The sequence below is a fragment of the Kosakonia oryzendophytica genome (genome assembly GCF_027886705.1).
Classification (GTDB): Bacteria; Pseudomonadota; Gammaproteobacteria; order Enterobacterales; family Enterobacteriaceae; genus Kosakonia; species Kosakonia oryzendophytica.
Genome location: NZ_CP115659.1, coordinates 3,051,365 through 3,068,924, shown reverse-complemented (window position 1 = coordinate 3,068,924; position 17,560 = coordinate 3,051,365). Strand labels below are relative to the sequence as shown.

Sequence of the window (17,560 nt, the reverse complement as noted above, 5' to 3'; positions counted from 1 at the left end):
GTTCCCGTTTTTTATTATTAACAACTGAACGGTTATCAAAAAATTATCAAAACAAGTTATCAAAAAAACATACTCAGACGGCTATCGTAGTCCAGTCTTTGCCCCTGTCATCATCATAACGTTCGGTCTGCCGGGCTGATTTATGACCAAGTAATTTTTGAGTATTTATTCCTTGTTCTTTATACAGCCGTTCGGATAATGACCTCTGTTCATGAAACGTTGCTGGTGTTCCATCTCCCCAGTTATTTTCGCCTTATCCCGCGCCTTACTAAAATTCATGGTCAATGTATTTGATTTAACTCGCGCCCACGTTCTGCCTGAGAAGTAGCTCTAAAAAAGTGAATTAAAGAGGGGCTGACTGCATAATCACGGCAACGTGTAATTGTAAGCATCCCCGTAACCCGGCCATTCTCTTCTAGAAATCTGCGGCTGTCTCATGCGACAGGCTCACATCTAAAAGAAAGCATTATGCGCATTACCGTGCTGGACGATGATCTGGGAGAGTGAATCATTTCCGGAAGATTGTCGGTATCAGATCCGGAATTATCAGCGACCAAATGGCCCTGAGAACACTACAGGAATACCTCAAAATCCAGTGTCTCAAGTGACTTAACGCGTTAAAATGCTCCCATAAGTCTTAGTGAGTGGGAATCAAGGATGTTGAGTTATTTTCGTACCTTAAAAGACGCCTTCGACTGGAAGCAAAACTTAGGACTAAAGCCGTTGGCGATGTTTGTCCTAAAGAGTGTTCTCGCTTACATATTCCTGGTCGGCTTGTATCTTGTTGGGTTCAGGGTCGTCATGTATACGCCTTTCATGGACTATATGACTGTGGACACTGTCTGTGAGATCACCGCTAACGTGCTCATTGCCTTGAGAATCATTTTGTCGATCCCAGTGATTCTGCATGTTATCAAAGCGACGGCCAGAGGCATCACTGATTGCCTGTGATAAAGATTGGAATAAATTGGGCAAGCGTCGGTTGTGTCTCAGCTCCACCTGAGGAAAGGCCGGGACGGCCAGCATCGGCACCAGTGGCATGGCGATGTAACCAGCCCCGACTTACTAATGCCGCTGAACGGGATTATTTCACCCTCAGAGAAGCGAATCGAAACAGTCACCAGCCAGTTAAATGGCCTGCAGGGGTATGTACGTGAACAGTGCTTAAATCGATAAGGCTCAATTCTTTCATTATTTCATCGGCTGACATTTCCTTAACGACCCCTGCAATGGAAGTAGCCATTTCTTCGAGAGTGCACGCTTTAAGTATAAAGTCAGATGATTGAGCCCAATAGAATCCATTATTGAACCACAGGCCTATATCAGCAGTACCTTGCATTCCTTCCTTGCGGAACTGAATAATAGCCATGAGTACCTCACAGTAAGATTAACTTAAGAAAGTTTGCGAGAATTATACGGCAGAACCGGACCAGGAGGATATCCAATCGGCTTACCGGGTCTTACGGATGTACGCCGATTCCGGCCAGTCTGACGCAACCGATAGTAGTGTGACCCTGACCCGAAATCCTGCACCATTCAGAAACAGAATGCCGCCATGATCTACACTCCCTGAACGGAGGTGGTGCCGATGAAAAAATCACGATTCACCGAAGAGCAGATTGTTTTTGCCCTGAAGCAGGCTGAACTGGGGACGTCCGTGCCGGAGGTCTGCCGTAAGCCAGGTATTTCCGATGCCACGTTCTGTATGTGGCGCAAGAAATACGGCGGGATTTCGCCCTCAGAACTGAAACACATGCGTCAGCTTAAAGAGGAAAACCTGCGGCTGAAGAAACTGGTGGCCGATCTGAGCCTCGACGAGGCGATGCGGCAGGACGTGCTGGCAAAAAAGACCTGACGCTGGCGCGGCTGCGTGAATGGTCGGGGAGCTGCAGGCGCGTTACGGGGCCAGCGAACGGTAGGTCTGTTTTGCGCTGCTGGTCAGCCGCTGTTCGTTCCGTTACCGCTCTGTGGCGGCCGATGACAGTGCGCTGCGCCTGCGTATCCGCGATATCACGGAAACCCGCGTACATTACGGTTACCGGCGGGTTCACATCCTGCTCATGCGGGAGGGCTGGCGGGATAACCATAAACGCATTTACCGTCTCTACAGCGAGCAGGGCCTGTCCCTGCATCTCAAACGCCCCCATCGCAATAAATCGGCACAGCGGTGACAGCCGCAGCCTCAGGGGCTGTATCCGGACCATGTCTGGGGCATGGACTTTGTCTCCGATACGCTGTTTGACGGAAGGCGGTTACGCCTGCTGACGATAATTGATTTGTTCACACGTGAATGTCTGGGGATCTGCGTGGGCCAGAATCTGCGCTCAACGGAAGTGGCGGAGATGCTGAACACCATTGCGCTCAGACGTCCCTTACCACTGACCTGCTCCCCGTTGATTCACACGGAATGCTGTTAGCAATGCCCGCTCTTCGCTCACAGCGGACATCATACTCCAGGGCTGTCCGCTCCGTGCCAGAAACGGACGTTGATAATGGTGTGTACTGGACGACAGTACGATGCATTATTCGTGCTGAAAGCAGAAAGCTGCCGGATTGCTGCTTTCATAAAGCTAGGGTATTCAAATGCAGCAAAGCTATAAACCAAGCTTAATTAAATAATGCCTTTGAGAGCCTACTTTAGGAAAGTCCGGCAGCGACATTTGAAGTATATAACCCTGTTTTTCATAAAAAGGGAGAGCCTGGAAGCTAAAGGTATCTACAAGTCCATGAACACACCCTTTTCGCAAACCTTCTTTTTCAGCCATATCCATAAGTTTGCTACCCAAACCCCTGCTCCTTGCAGATTCACTTACCCAAAGATAGTCGATGCAGAGCCAAGGGCCTTTTCTGTCAGCAATTAATCCGCCTACCATTTCACCGCTTTCATTTCTGCAGTAGACCCCAAGCTGTCCATTTTTACTAAAATCGACGAACTGAGCATTGTAGCTTCTTAATCCGGTTAATAGTTCTTCTTTATCATATTCAGTAATTTGATGTGTGATTTGAATGTCCATACATATCCAATTGAATACGTTTGCACCTAGAACTTAATGTTATAAATAAGTTAATTAAATGTTTCAATGGAAAGTTTGTATTTAATCCTGGGGGGAAGATCACGTCCGTTTTCGCTCACATCGGACCTTCAGCTCAGATAGCTTGTCCGCTACGTGCCAGAGGCGGAAGTTGCTTTCATTGCGATATGTTAATTTATTGAGCAGGTCAGCGGGATAACGCGGCTGATTTAAAAAAACTTGTAGGTTTAACATAACGCGTTGATGTGGGCTACGTAGTGCCAAAAACGGTTATCAAAACTTAAAAACAAGTTTTTATAATCATGAATTTAGAAATCAATGCAAAACAGCCATATCAGCCTCTAAAGATAAATATTAAATATATTTATCAATAAGTTATAAATAATCCTAATAACTACTGCTGCGCCACATGGGCTGGGTTGAAGCGGCTGACCTGATCGTCAAAGGCATGAGCGGCGCGATTAGCGCCAAAACTGTGACCTACGATTTCGATCGTCTGATGGGAGGCGCTAAAATGCTGAAATCTTGAGAGTTTGGCGACGCGATTATCGCGAACATGTAATCCGCCTCGCGGGTTAAACAAGAACGGGAGCCGGATGGTTCCCGTTTTTTTCGGCTATGAGAAATTCTTCCCCAAAATCCTTCCACAAAACTGAACGGAAATTAACCTGTTTTCGTACCAACAATTGTCCAGTCTTTACCGCGATCGTCACTATATTTGTCGGTCATTTTTCTTGATTTGTGCCCCAATAATTCCTGTGTATCCGGCCTTTGATCTCGATAAAGTCTTCCTGAAAGGGAGCGCTGCTCGTGAAACGTTGGGGCTGTACCTTTATACCCAGGCATATACCCCGTAGTGCTTTTTGCCGGTCGTCTAAACCGGGTGGCCTTTTCATTTCACCCTCTCTACTGACACTTTCCATAAGCTCAACCACGTGTTGGTTATGGCTAACGGGGGATCAAGTTGAACCGGGGGGACCTGACTCAAGGGCATGGGTGAGGTCACTGCCTGAAAGCGGCAAAAAAACCAGCGCGCCGGGCTTTTGGGTTTACGGCCCGGACGCGCATTTGGCATGAGCGGTCCCTTTATAAGGAGAGGGGGGAAAGGTTCGAATTCTTCATGATCCACCGCACTGGCCTGTGCTCAGAGGATATAACCGCTGATTTCTCCTCCAATTGTTTGCAGCCACACCAGTATTTACCCATGAATTCGTTTTTTATCAGTCTTTCCTGGGCGTATATTTGTTAAGTTTAGTCTTAAGAGGTTTAGATAAAGATGGACGTTCTGGTACGGGAAGTAAAAGAGGGTGATTATCACGACTGGCTGGAATTATGGGAGGCCTATAACGATTTTGGTGGAGGTACGGTAAGTCATGAAGTTACAACGTTCACCTGGCACCGGGCTAATGATCCGTGTTCATCCATATTTTGCCGGGTTGCTGAAGTAAATCAAAAAGTCGTGGGTTTTGCCTTATGTGTCTTGCATGAAGGCACCTATGTGGTTACGCCCGTTTGTTATCTTGAAGATTTTTTCGTATGCGAGTCCCTGCGAGGGGAAGGTATTGGACGAGCAATTTTGCAGCACCTACATGATGAAGCCACCACCAAAGGCTGGGCAAAAGTTTACTGGTTTACCCGAGCGCAAAATTCTGCCCGCAAACTTTACGATAAAGTGGCAGTGACAGATGACTTTGTTCGATACCGAATGGTTTTGTAGATTTATTTTTTATGCTTTATTTTCGTTGCGGGAGAGTCAGTGTCACTCAGACAGCCATCTGAAAAATTAATCACTCACCAGCCAGTCAGTGAAAGGGTTTCTGTGATTTAATCCTTAGTGGCGCTTTTAACTTTAATTTGAATGGATAAACGAATACGAATAACTGTCCGCTCCTCGCACAAAGCAGACCTGACTGCTCCCGGTCTGGTCGCTTATGCCAAAAGCGGACGTAAAATTATTGGCGAGAGTGGGTAACGGTGGGGCCGTCAGGCGAGTTTAAAAATCGCAGCCGAGCGGTTTAGCTGAGCAGCCTGATCTTCCAGCGACGCGGCCGCAGCGGCAGCTTGTTGAACCAGCGCGGCGTTTTGTTGGGTCACTTCATCCATCTGCGAGATAGCGATGCCGATATGCTCGATACCGTTAACCTGCTCGCCGGAGGCTGTGTAGATTTCTGACATAATTGCTGAGACGTTACTGATCGCCGTGACTATCCCGGTCATGGTTTTGCCTGCCTGAGCGACCAGGTCTGTGCCTTCCGATATACGGTGATTCGAGGCTTCAATCAGCGATTTTATCTCTTTTGCCGCTGTCGCGCTGCGCTGCGCGAGAGCACGCACTTCGCTTGCCACCACAGCGAAACCACGGCCCTGCTCGCCCGCGCGAGCGGCTTCTACTGCCGCGTTGAGCGCCAGTATATTGGTCTGAAAAGCAATGCTTTCAATTGTGCCGATAATTTCGACCACACTTTTCGAGCTGTCAAAAATAGCAGCCATGGTAGTAACGACTTTATCCACCACTACGCCTCCCTGCTGTGCGATTTCGGACGCGTCGGACGACATGCTGCTGGCATTTTGCGCGTTAGAAGCATTTTGCCTCACAGTCGCCGTCAGTTGTTCCATGCTGGCTGAGGTTTCTTCGAGAGACGCGGCCTGCTGCTCTGTTCGTGCAGCGAGATCAGTATTGCCCATCGCGACTTCTTTAGAGGCGCTGTCGATAGAAGACGCGGCGGCCTGAATATCAGAGACCACCTTTATAAGCTGTTCCTGCATGGCGGTAAGGGCGACGATCAGAATACCCGTTTCATCTTTTGAACGTGCTACCAGACGGGTGGAGAGATCGCCTGCAGCAATCGCCTGAGCCGCTTTTACCGCTTCCTCAAGCGGAAGGGTAACAGAACGGGCAAGGACGTAGCCTAAAGCAGAAGCGATAAATACGCCCAACAGCGCGCCGATAAACAAGGTAATCCGGGTGTTTGTTTGAACGGAATCGACGGAACCCTGCCGTTCGCTGAGCAGATTTGTCTCGGCATTGACGATTTCATCAATGGTTTTACGCATTTGATCCATCTGCGGCTTGCCAGTGTTGGCTTCGAAGGCCGCATTGAAATCCACCTGCGTCATTGCTCCCGTATTTAGTGCGCGACGGTGATCAAGCAACTCAGCGACGAATTTCTCCTGCCACTCTTGTTCCTGTTTAAGCAAACTATCCAGGCGCTTTTGTTGTGCAGGGTTATCCGCAGTCAATCCTTTAGTTTCCTGCAAAAATTTAGCAAAATCCTCTTTGCCTGAACTCCATGGAGCCAGCATTTCTTCTTTGCCATTAATCGCATAGCCGCGCAGACCGGTTTCCATATTCACCAGGCTTAAGGTCAATGCACGGCTTTTATCGATGACGCGCCAGCTATGAATATTCCATTCATTGGTATTAACGATGTTGGAAAAATTAGAATAAAAAGTTGCGCACAATGTCAGTAATAAAACTAAAACGGCGCCAAAGGCAAAAAAGAATTTTTTCTTGATAGGTAAATTCCTGAACATTTTAACCTCGTTCCACAAAGTTTGATTGAGTAGCCTGAAGAGCCGTAAAACATATAAGTTATCGGCATGTTTTTTTCTGGCTTTAACTAAAACTCAAGAAAACACCTGACGCGAAGAATATATTCATTTTTGCTTTTTTATGTGCATCTTTTCAATAAGATGGCTAACTGCATTGCAAACGAATATTGCTTGTGGTGTATCGTATTTCTTTCTAAGGAACTGGTCTGTAGCCATCAGGGAGCCTTAACAATGTATCAAGGTTCTGAGAAAATATAATATATCAAAAGGCATGCCAGGATATGCTGGTAGGTCGATAAGAAAATATCCTGTTAATAGAGTGATATAAGCGATATGATTTCATTGAAAATAATTTTTGTGGAGGCGAATAATGAGATCGGTAATTGCAGGAAGCACGATTGTTGGGGTCGCACTGATTCTGGCGTCATTGATTAATGCTGGGGTGTTTCGTTTCAAAAATGAACATATCATCCCTGTTGACGGTGGGGCTGTAAAGTTAGGTGAAGTCTATGACGAACATCAGATTGTTTCGTTAGTGCTGAATTTCAATGATAAGGCTGTTCCGGATGAAGAACTGCTACAACAGGCTAATGTCGGTAATTACAAAGATGCGCTGAAAAGTAAATTGGGTAAATTATCAGACCTTATTAATAGCGGAAATAAAGGACAGGATAAAGTTACAGCTGAAAATCTGAGCTTAAAAAACCCCGCCAAATTAGAAATAACAGTAGCAGTAAGGTATCGTAGTGAGTTCCAGCCTTCGTTTACATTAGTTATCAGTAAAAAAACAGTGGACATTCCTGCTAATACCCCAATTTACAAAACATCTGCAGATTCTCTTGATTCTTTCTTACAGGAAAAGAAACAAGAGATTGATTCATCGCTCTATCTCAAATAAACCGGGAGGTACCCGGCACCATTTGATGATTTCCATCAGTTTACCCAATTGTCAGCGTTGGTATTCCTTCTTTCCACTTTTTGATCTGAGAAGCGGAAGTAAACTGGGATCGGTATATGACCAACGGATTTGACTGGATCCAGTACCAGGGATTGGTGCAAATGGACCTGTTCACAAATGATGAAGTTGCAAACTTAGATACCGGCAAAAAATTAAGGGTATCTGGCTCTTAACTGGAAAGTTTTGAAGCCTGCTATGAAGAGAGTGTTAAGATCATCAACGGTCCTCTTGGTTCACCGTTATAAATTCTTCCTGAAAATTCCAGGCCCCGGCATTCTCCGGGGCTTTTTTACTCATCTCCTCTAAACCACTTTCTTGAGGGGGCTTTTATTACTCGTTTTCGTGTCCTGTGATCGTGAACGGATATGCAGTTGTTCACAGCTTCCTGGATAGGTTTAATCATCACATACAGCATTTTACGTTAACTGCTCCAGTATGTTTTTCGATATCAACAACGCACGGATTGTGAATGATGGGTAAATCGTTGAGAACTTCGTGGTTTTTGCTGTTTCTGTCATTTTGTGCAGTTGCTGGCTCTGTAGGATCTTCTCCAGCTTTGATACATGGGCACAGTAGTTACGTCCGGCATTCGCCAGGTGAGGGAGATATTGCCGAAAATCCTGATGAGCACGTCCGGGAATCAACTGAGCAATTCTTTCGCAGGATCCAAAGTTGAAATTTTAAATTTCATTAATGCTCGCTATTAACAACCTGCCCACGGGCAGGTTTTATTTTAGGTTCCGGAAAGGGATCAAGGCTGTTGAGTGATGAGAGGGCGTCATCAAGACTGAGAAAGGTGAGGGTGAGTTAGCGCAGCAAATCAATCTGCTTTGAATGGTATAAAGAGCTCTATGCAAGTGACGAATAACGGTTAAGATGCTGTCTTCCTGCGATAAAAAAGGAATAAAAACATGTTTAAGAAGGAAGGGATGGCTTTGCTGGTGTTTATGATTACAGGTTGCACGACTACACATAAGATATCTGTACCAAAAGGAATCGATGAGTATGCCGCCAGCGCAAAGTCCGCGGTTGAAAGCGCCTTTTCAGAGCCAGACAAATTTAAAGGCAAGACCTGTTCCCTCTATGTCCATCAGCCCTCAGGAGGAAAGGTAACAGGGGTAGAAGTCGAGAAAGGGGATGTTGCTTTGTGTAAAGCATCACTGGTTGCGATCAATACCGCCGTGAAATCCGGTCACTTCCCGGATAAACCTGAAAGCCTCCCGGAAAGGATTGTCTTCGATTTCAAACCATGACCATCGAAACAACGACTATGTTTTTGAGTAACTCTTGATCTGTCGCGCGTCTTTTACTGTCATACCAGCTTCTGGCGGCTGTAGTTGAATGCCTGAGACTTCAGGAATACGATCGACAATTGTCTGTTCTGAAGGATGTCGATCTCTGTGTCGGGCCTCCGTAACAGAGTGCTGATTTGTTCCTGATACAGACGATGCCATTGTATGGGTCCTCGCCAATATCAAGACAAAGCTTTAATGTTTAATACACCTTTATTCCGGGTATGTAGCGAAAAAAACACAACAAGAGAAATGTTTATCAGTCACTTCCTGACAATGAACACAGGTAATTACGCTTTATGAAAAAAGTGATTTTCGTACTTTTTTGCGGGATATTTACTGCCTTCTCCACATGGGCGAAGACTTGTACCCCGGCTGATGCTAAAGCCGCGGATATGGCCGTTGATTCGCTGGACACCTGGATGGCGGTCAACCAGAACCGTATAAATTATGGTCACTGTGACCAGGGAGATATCGCGGAGGGAAATTCGGAAGCCATCGTGCACTTACTGGTTGACCATTGGGATTCTTTGGCTGATTTAAAGGCGCTTTTACCTAAAAATCCTGCCCTTAAAGCCTACGTTTTTCGTCACATTGACTCAACACTCGATACAAAAGACCTCGATACCATTCAGTCTCAGGCAACACATTCTTGCCCCTCCGCATTGTCAGCATTGTGCGATGAGATAAGACGTGTCGCTCTCCGTGCGGCGAATGAATAGTAATGCCGGGCTTTATAAGACAGCAGCTGTTACAGAACAGTCAGAGCCCGTTCGGCCGCGGAACTTCAAAATAGTTGCCATCAATATCGCGCGCATAATAATGACCGTCACGCACGTAATAGCGTTTACCGTTAAAGTCCAGCACCTGTGCACTTGATGGGGAGGGCGCTGATGAGGGTTTTTCAACCACCACATACTGCGCACCCTGTCTTTGGTAGTAAATACCGTTCACCAGATAATAGGTTAATCCACCCAGCAAAACTGTAGTGGCAATGTCCGGAAGAAGGCGGAACCTGTCGCCTGGACGGGGGATATCATCTCGCCGTCCTCCATCAGGAAAACCATGCCCGCCATGCGGCTGAAAACCTGGCTCGGCAAGGGCTGTGGCTGAGCCGGCAGCAAACAATGTGATAGCCATCGCCAGTCTTTTCATCAGTCTCATCTTATATTCCTGCCCTCCAAAAGAGGCTAATTCCTTATCGGGTCTCTTATAGTGGTGTATAAATGTGCAGGAATTTTGAAATTAGCCTGAACGATTATATGACAATCTGTTTCCGGGGGCAGGCGGATAAGACCAGTATCGGACTATAAGGCCACCACCGCGGCTTTATTCGTTAGTACGGGGACGCGTTCAACCAGTCCGGAATCATTGTCGGGTGAAATGGCCTGGAAAAAAAGTACCCTTGTGCTTCATCGCAGCCAAAATCCTTTAATATTTCTGCGGTTTCTGCATCCTCTACGCCTTCGGCAAGCACGATATAATCCAGTTCTTTCAACATGCTGATAATATTTTTAGCGATGATCTGACTGCCTTTGTCATTGGCCACTCTGCTAATTAATGAGCGGTCAATTTTGATAATATCGACAGGGATTTTTCGCAAGTAGCTAATATTGCTATAACCCGCGCCGAAATCATCCAGCAGGATTTTAAACCCGCGGACTTTGAGCATATCCAGCTCATCAAGAGCGATCGGGCTTTCCAGCACTCTTTCGGTTTCCAGACATTCAACACGCAGGTCGTCAGCCTGGCCCTGATTATTTTCTCTTCCAGTGCATCCGCAAAGCCGGGTTTTGACAAATCACTGACGGAAACATTGATCGAGATGGGAATCCCGATGTTGTTTCGGCGCCATTCGACCAGCTGCTTAATGGCTCTGTCTGCCACCCACTGCGTCAGCCCTGCCATCAGGCTGGTGCGTTCGGCCAGGGCAATAAGCGTTGCGGGAGGAATATTCCCGAACACCGGATGCTCCCAGCGTAAAAGGGCTTCTGCGCCTACGGTGGTTCCGGTATGCAAACGTATGTCCATCACGGGTTTTTATTGGCGCGACGGCATAAAAAATGACCGTGCCATTTTGTACAATGGGATGTTCTGAAAAACGCGCATCCTGACGGGCATCCGGGCAAATAACCGGCTCATCCAGAGGCAGAGAATGGCGGCACATGGTTTCTTCAAGCGGCACACACCCGGCAAACAAGGGGACATTGTTCACGTATTTGATGTATTGAAATGCGTCATCAATAATCGTGACAAAACAACCGGAAACACCCATTAAATGGCGGGCGAATTCAGCAAGCTCGCCCAGCACGCTGTCGCGCTCTTTATCTTCGCGTTTGAGCAATTCCAGTGCGGCAAGCCGTTGAGCTTCGTTAGCGCTGAGTCCGCTGAACATGGCCTTCTCCCATCACGTGATGTTGGTGTTGCTGATTCTCTGCGTGCCGTTACCGCTTGAAACGCCACTCGTCTGCAATTTATATAATCTTCATGATAGTGTTAAAACCTGCGCCTGTTGTGCCTGCCGAACAGTGCTACTCCTGTACAAGCCACATGTCCGACTCGTCGAACATCTCTTCAAGCATCCGGTTCAGCTTTTCGCGATCGTTTTTGCTGGCATCGCTGTTCAGGCCATTTGCCTGCATTGGCTTAACGCGCACTTCAGCGTCGGGAAAGAGGCGCTGCACACGTTTAGTCAATTCGGCAAGGATAATGTCTTTTGCCCCTGGTAATCCTTCAACATTACGCTTGTCATAGATTAGCTCAACAAACATCGATGGTTCCTTTTCACTGGTTAATTAACCGCATATTTATACTGTATATATAATCAGTATTCAAGTGATGTGGTAACCGGACAGACATTAACCCGCTCATCCCCTGGCTTTGCACCGTGCTTTATGTTCACTGCCATATGGCGTATGTTAGCGCCGGTTATGCTGTTGTGTTTTTTCAGGAGGATGTGTGTTTGCCGAGTATGGAGTTATCAGTTACTGGTCCTATTTTATTGGCGCTATTTTTATCATCCTGGTGCCGGGGCCAAATACCTTCTTTGTATTGAAGAGCAGTATTGCAGGTGGGTTGAAAAACGGTTATGTCGCAGCGAGCGGCGTCTTTATTGGTGATGCGGTCTTGATGTTCCTCGCGTATGCGGGTGTCGCCACGCTTATCAAAACCACACCCGTACTGTTCAATATCATCCGTTATCTGGGGGCGTTTTATCTCCTCTATCTCGGTATCAAAATGCTGTACAGCACCTTTGTGCGCAAGGCGCGGGAAGAGGGGCAACACGACGTGCATAAAGGTGATATTTTCAGACGCGCGCTGGTGCTCAGTCTGACGAACCCGAAAGCCATTCTGTTTTACGTGTCGTTTTTTGTGCAATTTATCGACATTACTTATACCCGCCCCGGAACGGCTTTCTTCATTCTTGCCACTACGCTGGAAATCATCAGCGTCTGCTATTTCAGTTTCCTGATTATTTCCGGTTCCTATGTCACGCAATGGGTGAAGACACGACAAAAACTAACCCGCCTGGGTAATTCCCTGATCGGCCTGATTTTTGTGGGCTTCGCAGCGCGTCTGGCCACACTGCAATCCTGATTGCTGTGCATAAGAGGTTTCCGGCGTGGGTGGAAACCTCTTATGCTTTTATTTTGCTTTCAGGCTGCCGTGCTGTCGCAACACGCCTTTTTCATCAAACAAAAACCACGTCCGCAGACGTGGTTTTAGGGTTCTCTTATGCCGTCATCGTCGGCATTCGCGCCATGACAAACTCCAGCACTTTCTCGCCATCCATCGAGGCGAAAGGATAACTTTCGATCACCGCAATCGGTGCGGAATCATCAATCGCGTCTTTCAGCTCATCCAGCTTATATTGGATATGCGGCGCGACCAGATAGCAGTCAAACGCCGGTGCAACACTGGCAAAATTACTCACGCCAATGGCGCTTATCAACATCTGATGCCCCTGCGCATCGGCGGCCTTTTGCATCTTTCTGGCCAACGCATTGGCGGTATTGCCGAACAGACAACAGATCAGTAACTTTTTCATAGGAATATCCTCACGAGTACTGTGCCTATATTCTCTCCGCAAATGGCGGAAAAATGTGTGCTGTGTGCAGGTTTACATCGCTTTGGCTTCACTTAAATACGGAAATGGCTTCGGCCAGGCGAATGGCCTGCTGGTTAAGGCGACCGGATGCTTCCGCACTTTCCAGCACATGCTCTGCATTCTGATGCGTGATTTTATCGAGGTCTTCCACCGCCAGGCTCACTTCACTCAGCGCAGTGGCTTGTTCCGCTGTCGCGGCACTGATATGTGCAATCAGGGTCGTGACATTCTGTACCTGCTCCACGATCGCCTTCATGGTGTTTCCGGCATCATCCGCCAGCCCACTGCCTGAGCTAACATGGGTTACGCTATTTTCAATCAGCTCTTTAATTTCGCTGGCGGCGCGGGCGCTACGCTGCGCGAGGCTACGCACTTCACCTGCCACAACGGCAAACCCTTTACCTTGCTCACCGGCACGAGCGGCCTCCACGGCAGCGTTTAATGCCAGGATATTCGTCTGGAAGGCGATGCTGTCAATAATGCTGGTGATGCTGGCAATCTGGCTGGAGCTGTCTGCAATAGCAGCCATCATCTCAATCATATGGTTCATCACCTGCCCCCCCTGGCAGGCGGCATCGCGGGTGCTTTCTGACAGACGGGTGACTTCGGCGGCGGTTTCCCGGTTACTGCGCACCGTGGCGGTCATTTCATTCATGGTGGCTGCAGTTTGCTGTACGTTTGACGCGGCTTGTTCTGTCTGGCGGCTCAGGTCATCATTGCCTGCCCGCAGGGAATCAGAGGATTTGAGTACGTTTTGCGCCTGACCGCTGACGTCGTTAACCAGCCAGCGGAACATCAGCCCAAGCTGATTGATCGCACGGAGCGTGACGCCCACTTCATCCACACGGTTGAGCTGTTCAACCTGATGTGTTGCGCCACTTGCCACTTGCAACGCCTGCTGGCAAAGACGCTCGACCGGGCGGACAATTTGATACTCCAGCCAGAGATCGATCAACAGCAGCAGGGCAGTCATAAAACCGGTGAATATTCCCTGGTGACCCGCAGTTAATGCGCTGCTCCACACCGCAAGCAGGCTGAGCAAAAGCGTGACGATTAATGCCGAACGTAAACGCCAGCGCAGGGGCATGGTAACGAACAGGGAGCGCCAGCCCATCAGCCCTGTGTGGATAATCAGCCCTTTGTGAAAACGCTTGCCTTTTGCCCGTCCCTCCCGGAATTGACGATACACCTCCTCGGTCGCCGCCACTTCTTCCGGGGCTGGCCTGGTGCGAACAGACATATATCCCTTCACATTGCCAGCGCGTATCACCGGGATTGCATTTGCGCGAACCCAGTAGTGGTCGCCATTTTTACGGCGGTTTTTCACCAGCGCGGTCCACGGCTCGCCCTGCTTGAGCGTTGCCCACATATCGGCAAAGGCCTCTTTGGGCATATCCGGGTGACGCACCAGGTTATGCGGTTCTCCTTTGACCTCCTCCATAGAAAAACCGCTGACTTTTATAAACGCGTCATTGGCATAAGTGATATAGCTGGCGGGGTCGGTAGTAGACATCAGCGTTGCATTATTATCGAAAACGTACTCTTTTTGTGTGATGGGCTCATTGTTGCGCATAGTGAGTATTCTCGAGAGAGGTCCGGGGCTGCTGATATAGTGTAATTACCCTATTGGGTTACGATGCTATTTATTCAGTGCTTTATTTTTTTGGGATATATCCTTTTCCAATACAGACATAAAATAGAAAATCGTGTTTGCATAAAATTTAGCTTTAGTTTCGGGGTTATTTCTTGACATGGAAGAAATAAGCACCGGGGGTAACAAAAGTGTAAATGCAATTGCTCACTTTAACCCTATAAAATGTAGATGCTTTTATTATAGTATGCCCCTGAAAGATAATTTTTATTATGGAAGATTTTTGTCATTTGCCAGCCCAAAGCGCCCCTGCATGGCTTCCCCAGACCGATATTTGTGCTCCGGATCAAAAAGCTGTTGCATGAGCGTGTACAGCCTCACTAAAAAGGGCGGTGATCATTCCCGAAACGACGATATTCAGCTAATCTGAGATCCCTACCAGCGAAAGGATTTTTCTTATGAAAGGTACTGTCGTTCATCACGAACACCGCATTGGCTTCATTGTTATTCGCGACGAAAAGGGTGAGTTTACTATCGCTGAGCTGCTCGGAAAATACGATGTCGAAATGGGAGATGTCGTGTCCGGTAATCTGCATGCCAGCGGTGACGAGGCATTATTTAATCAAACGCAAGATGAAGCGATGGAAGTTTCCATTAAGGGGCACGGATTGTCTGAGCAAGATGCAATCAGCATGCTCTTGCGCACCCACTAACCCTCTGCCAATAAAGCGCTTCATCCAGGCGCTTTACCTCTTTTTTCGCTCGTCACGGGCGTGGCATTTTTTTTTGTAATCGCGATCGGATGGTAACATGCTGGCTGCCGTACTGCGTCAATCAGTACGCTGATCTTTCCGCTCATTATCCAGACAGGATCTATTTCTCTGTTGACGGTGCCTGAGTTATTTCCGTTAATAAATTCACAGGCTCGCTTTTTCTTTAAAAAAACGTTAGCGGGATCAAATACAGGTAAAATAGAAGTTACTACGCGGAAGAAAGTGAGCCGAAAAGGAAATAAAGGATGGCAGTTTCGACATCAAAACTGCCAGCGAAGAATGTTGAGGCTTGTTAAATCGTATATCCATCACATGCGTACTTTATAACCCGTGAGCAAAACGTAATCAAACGCAAATTTTTCTGCGGATAGATTGAGAAAATTGATGATCAGCGTATTAATTCATCGGGTCGCGATATTACCCCCGCTCCGGTAAAATACCCGAAGCGAGGATTAGTGCGCATTACAGCGGGTTATGCTGTGCTCGCAGTTTGAAGATTTGTACCATCTCAAGCAAATTCTCTGCTTGTTGTTGCATGGCGTGCGCGGCCGCGGATGATTGCTGCGATAGCGTGGCGTTTTGTTGGGTGGCGGCGTCCATATGGGTAATGGCGACATGCACCTGGTCGATACCGACGCTCTGCTCTTTGCTGGCCAGTGAAATGGTTTCCACTAGCTGGCTGACGCGCTCAACGCTTTGCACGATTTCCCCCATCGCGTTACCGGCATTTTTTACCAGAGCATGACCTTCATCAATACGGTGCACCGAACGCTGGATCAATGCGCCAATCTCTTTTGCGGCAGTGGCAGAGCGCTGCGCAAGTGCACGAACCTCTGAGGCGACAACGGCGAAACCGCGTCCTTCCGTACCGGCCCGAGCCGCTTCCACCGCAGCATTCAGCGCCAGAATGTTCGTTTGAAAAGCGATGCTGTCGATCACACCGATAATGCTGCTGATCTCAGTGGAGAGTTGGTTAATTTCGCCCATGGTGTTTACCACTTGCTCGACCACTTCTCCACCCTGATTAGCAACACGGAAGGCCTCGCGGGTGATATCGCTGGCGACACGCGAGTTTTCCGCATTGTTTTTCACAACCGACGTCAGCTCTTCCATCGATGCGGCTGTTTGTTCCAGTGCGCTGGCTTGCGCTTCATTACGAGAAGAGAGCTCACGGCTGCCAGTGGCGATTTCCTGGGAGGCGCCGGCAATGGTCTCTGTTCCGGAACGCACCCCGGCGACAATCCGCGTCAGGTTGCCGTTCATCTCTTGCAGAGCACGCATCAGCTCCGCAGTTTCATCCCGTCCACTGATGGTGAAAGTGGATTGCAGGTCGCCGGAAGCTACATTACGGGCGACCGAAACTGCCTGTGCGAGCGGTTGGGTAATGCTGCGCACCAGCCACCAGGTAATTAACAAACCGACCAGCAGTGTCAGCGCCATCACGATGATCAACATCAGCCGCGTTTGCTGGTAGTGATCAAGGTTACGTTCATCAGTTTGCTGGCGGATAACAGCTGCCTGTTTGAGCGTAGTAGCGACCATCTCATCGATCATCCGCGTCGGTTCACGATCGATACCGGTGACCAGGTGATCAACGCGCTGAGCGCTGGTGGCATCACCAATCGTGTACTGTTGCAATGCGGCGAGATAGTGCTGCTCCAGGCTGGCATGCAGCGTGATGGTTTTCAGTGCTTCGGTGTTGGCAAGGCCTATTTCCGGCAGCAGTTCACTCAGGGTTTTGAGTAATGCCTGCGTTTTTTGGCTCTGCTCGACAAAGGCATTTTTGTATTTATCAAACACTTCCTGACTTTGTGCACCGCGAAGCAAGGTATTTTTCCATTCTTGTACCTGAATTTTGAACTGGACCTGCGCGTTGCGGGCGGTATCAATGCTGTCCGCAACCACCTTCTCCGTGGCCATAATGTGCTGGTTTTGCACTAATCCGCTGGCATTGATGGACAAGCCACGTATGCCAATAAACAGCGTCGCCAGCAAAAGCAGAGTTGCCAGAAATCCGAGCCGTTGCCCGATAGTAAGGTGGTTGAGTTTCATAACGCATTACTTCCCATTGTCTGGTGAGGCGCAAAAACAGAGCGCACACCTGAACTATCGACAGGTTTTCAGTTTGGCTTTAATCCTGTTACACGGGGTAAAAAACGACGGCAGGGGTAACGCATTGAGATGAAATAGAATAAGGTCTTTATGACATTTTTGTGACACAGCCCGACTGTTGAGAAGGAGAACAGTCAGGCAA

Annotated in this window: 14 protein-coding genes and 8 pseudogenes; 10 read left to right on the top strand and 12 right to left on the bottom strand. The window is 48.1% G+C overall.

Going from position 1 to position 17,560, the window contains the following annotated elements; genetic code table 11:
• Nucleotides 1-73: 73 nt before the first annotated feature.
• Nucleotides 74-383: pseudogene (locus O9K67_RS14860) on the bottom strand (tyrosine-type recombinase/integrase); the annotation flags it as partial.
• A gap of 132 nt (nt 384-515) precedes the next feature.
• On the opposite strand from O9K67_RS14860, the pseudogene O9K67_RS14855 reads away from it, so the two are divergent.
• Nucleotides 516-608, top strand: a pseudogene (locus O9K67_RS14855) (lysis protein); the annotation flags it as partial.
• A 447-nt stretch (nt 609-1,055) separates the two neighbouring features.
• Nucleotides 1,056-1,176 (top strand): annotated as a pseudogene (locus O9K67_RS14850) (lysis system i-spanin subunit Rz); the annotation flags it as partial.
• On the opposite strand, the gene O9K67_RS14845 reads toward O9K67_RS14850, so the two are convergent.
• Nucleotides 1,118-1,369, bottom strand: coding sequence for a hypothetical protein (locus O9K67_RS14845; protein ID WP_061494938.1), 252 nt, complete (start codon nt 1,367-1,369; stop codon nt 1,118-1,120). The pseudogene O9K67_RS14850 and the gene O9K67_RS14845 sit on opposite strands and share 59 nt — an antisense overlap.
• Nucleotides 1,370-1,588: 219 nt before the next feature.
• On the opposite strand from O9K67_RS14845, the pseudogene O9K67_RS14840 reads away from it, so the two are divergent.
• Nucleotides 1,589-2,378: pseudogene (locus tag O9K67_RS14840) on the top strand (transposase); the annotation flags it as partial.
• Between the two features lie 216 nt (nt 2,379-2,594).
• On the opposite strand, the gene O9K67_RS14835 reads toward O9K67_RS14840, so the two are convergent.
• Complete coding sequence (locus O9K67_RS14835; protein WP_061494943.1) at nt 2,595-3,014, bottom strand: GNAT family N-acetyltransferase; 420 nt, start codon at nt 3,012-3,014, stop codon at nt 2,595-2,597.
• A gap of 412 nt (nt 3,015-3,426) precedes the next feature.
• Here O9K67_RS14835 and O9K67_RS14830 point away from each other — a divergent pair.
• Nucleotides 3,427-3,561: pseudogene (locus tag O9K67_RS14830) on the top strand (NADP-dependent isocitrate dehydrogenase); the annotation flags it as partial.
• A gap of 134 nt (nt 3,562-3,695) precedes the next feature.
• Here the strand turns inward: O9K67_RS14830 and O9K67_RS14825 are convergent.
• Nucleotides 3,696-3,866, bottom strand: a pseudogene (locus O9K67_RS14825) (integrase); the annotation flags it as partial.
• A 442-nt stretch (nt 3,867-4,308) separates the two neighbouring features.
• Here O9K67_RS14825 and O9K67_RS14820 point away from each other — a divergent pair.
• Entirely contained in the window at nt 4,309-4,749 is a 441-nt protein-coding gene (locus O9K67_RS14820) for a GNAT family N-acetyltransferase (protein ID WP_061494947.1), read from the top strand.
• 266 nt (nt 4,750-5,015) lie between these two features.
• On the opposite strand, the gene O9K67_RS14815 is transcribed toward O9K67_RS14820, so the two are convergent.
• Nucleotides 5,016-6,566, bottom strand: coding sequence for a methyl-accepting chemotaxis protein (locus O9K67_RS14815; protein ID WP_061494949.1), 1,551 nt, complete (start codon nt 6,564-6,566; stop codon nt 5,016-5,018).
• A gap of 388 nt (nt 6,567-6,954) precedes the next feature.
• On the opposite strand from O9K67_RS14815, the gene O9K67_RS14810 reads away from it, so the two are divergent.
• The 3 genes from O9K67_RS14810 to O9K67_RS14800 all read left to right on the top strand — a co-directional run bounded on the left by O9K67_RS14810 (nt 6,955) and on the right by O9K67_RS14800 (nt 9,556).
• Nucleotides 6,955-7,482, top strand: a complete 528-nt coding sequence (locus tag O9K67_RS14810) for a hypothetical protein (RefSeq protein ID WP_061494951.1) — start codon at nt 6,955-6,957, stop codon at nt 7,480-7,482.
• A gap of 971 nt (nt 7,483-8,453) precedes the next feature.
• The gene (locus O9K67_RS14805) at nt 8,454-8,795 is read left to right on the top strand and encodes a cell envelope integrity TolA C-terminal domain-containing protein (RefSeq protein WP_061494953.1); all 342 of its coding nucleotides are present in this window, start codon (nt 8,454-8,456) and stop codon (nt 8,793-8,795) included.
• A gap of 338 nt (nt 8,796-9,133) precedes the next feature.
• Nucleotides 9,134-9,556: a hypothetical protein gene (locus tag O9K67_RS14800; RefSeq protein ID WP_061494955.1), complete on the top strand. Its 423-nt coding sequence runs from the start codon at nt 9,134-9,136 to the stop codon at nt 9,554-9,556.
• 40 nt (nt 9,557-9,596) lie between these two features.
• Here O9K67_RS14800 and O9K67_RS14795 read toward each other — a convergent pair whose 3' ends face one another.
• The 4 genes and pseudogenes from O9K67_RS14795 to O9K67_RS14785 form a co-directional block, all read right to left on the bottom strand.
• On the bottom strand, nt 9,597-9,998 hold the full coding sequence (locus tag O9K67_RS14795) for a DUF6515 family protein (protein WP_170933820.1): 402 nt from the start codon (nt 9,996-9,998) through the stop codon (nt 9,597-9,599).
• Between the two features lie 172 nt (nt 9,999-10,170).
• Nucleotides 10,171-10,859: pseudogene (locus O9K67_RS14790) on the bottom strand (EAL domain-containing protein); the annotation flags it as partial.
• Between the two features lie 49 nt (nt 10,860-10,908).
• A pseudogene (locus O9K67_RS24770) lies at nt 10,909-11,109 on the bottom strand (sensor domain-containing phosphodiesterase); the annotation flags it as partial.
• A 256-nt stretch (nt 11,110-11,365) separates the two neighbouring features.
• Nucleotides 11,366-11,605, bottom strand: a complete 240-nt coding sequence (locus O9K67_RS14785; protein WP_061494961.1) for a DinI family protein — start codon at nt 11,603-11,605, stop codon at nt 11,366-11,368.
• A 187-nt stretch (nt 11,606-11,792) separates the two neighbouring features.
• On the opposite strand from O9K67_RS14785, the gene leuE reads away from it, so the two are divergent.
• Nucleotides 11,793-12,431, top strand: a complete 639-nt coding sequence (gene leuE, locus O9K67_RS14780; RefSeq protein ID WP_061494963.1) for a leucine efflux protein LeuE — start codon at nt 11,793-11,795, stop codon at nt 12,429-12,431.
• 136 nt (nt 12,432-12,567) lie between these two features.
• On the opposite strand, the gene O9K67_RS14775 is transcribed toward leuE, so the two are convergent.
• Nucleotides 12,568-12,882 carry a PTS sugar transporter subunit IIB gene (locus O9K67_RS14775; protein WP_061494965.1) on the bottom strand — a complete coding sequence of 105 codons (315 nt, stop codon included), beginning with the start codon at nt 12,880-12,882 and terminating at the stop codon, nt 12,568-12,570.
• An 88-nt stretch (nt 12,883-12,970) separates the two neighbouring features.
• Entirely contained in the window at nt 12,971-14,515 is a 1,545-nt protein-coding gene (locus O9K67_RS14770) for a methyl-accepting chemotaxis protein (protein WP_061494967.1), read from the bottom strand.
• 476 nt (nt 14,516-14,991) lie between these two features.
• Here O9K67_RS14770 and O9K67_RS14765 point away from each other — a divergent pair, with 476 nt between their 5' ends.
• Nucleotides 14,992-15,246, top strand: a complete 255-nt coding sequence (locus O9K67_RS14765) for a hypothetical protein (RefSeq protein ID WP_061494969.1) — start codon at nt 14,992-14,994, stop codon at nt 15,244-15,246.
• A gap of 522 nt (nt 15,247-15,768) precedes the next feature.
• Here O9K67_RS14765 and O9K67_RS14760 read toward each other — a convergent pair.
• On the bottom strand, nt 15,769-17,358 hold the full coding sequence (locus O9K67_RS14760; RefSeq protein ID WP_061494971.1) for a methyl-accepting chemotaxis protein: 1,590 nt from the start codon (nt 17,356-17,358) through the stop codon (nt 15,769-15,771).
• Nucleotides 17,359-17,560: the final 202 nt, after the last annotated feature.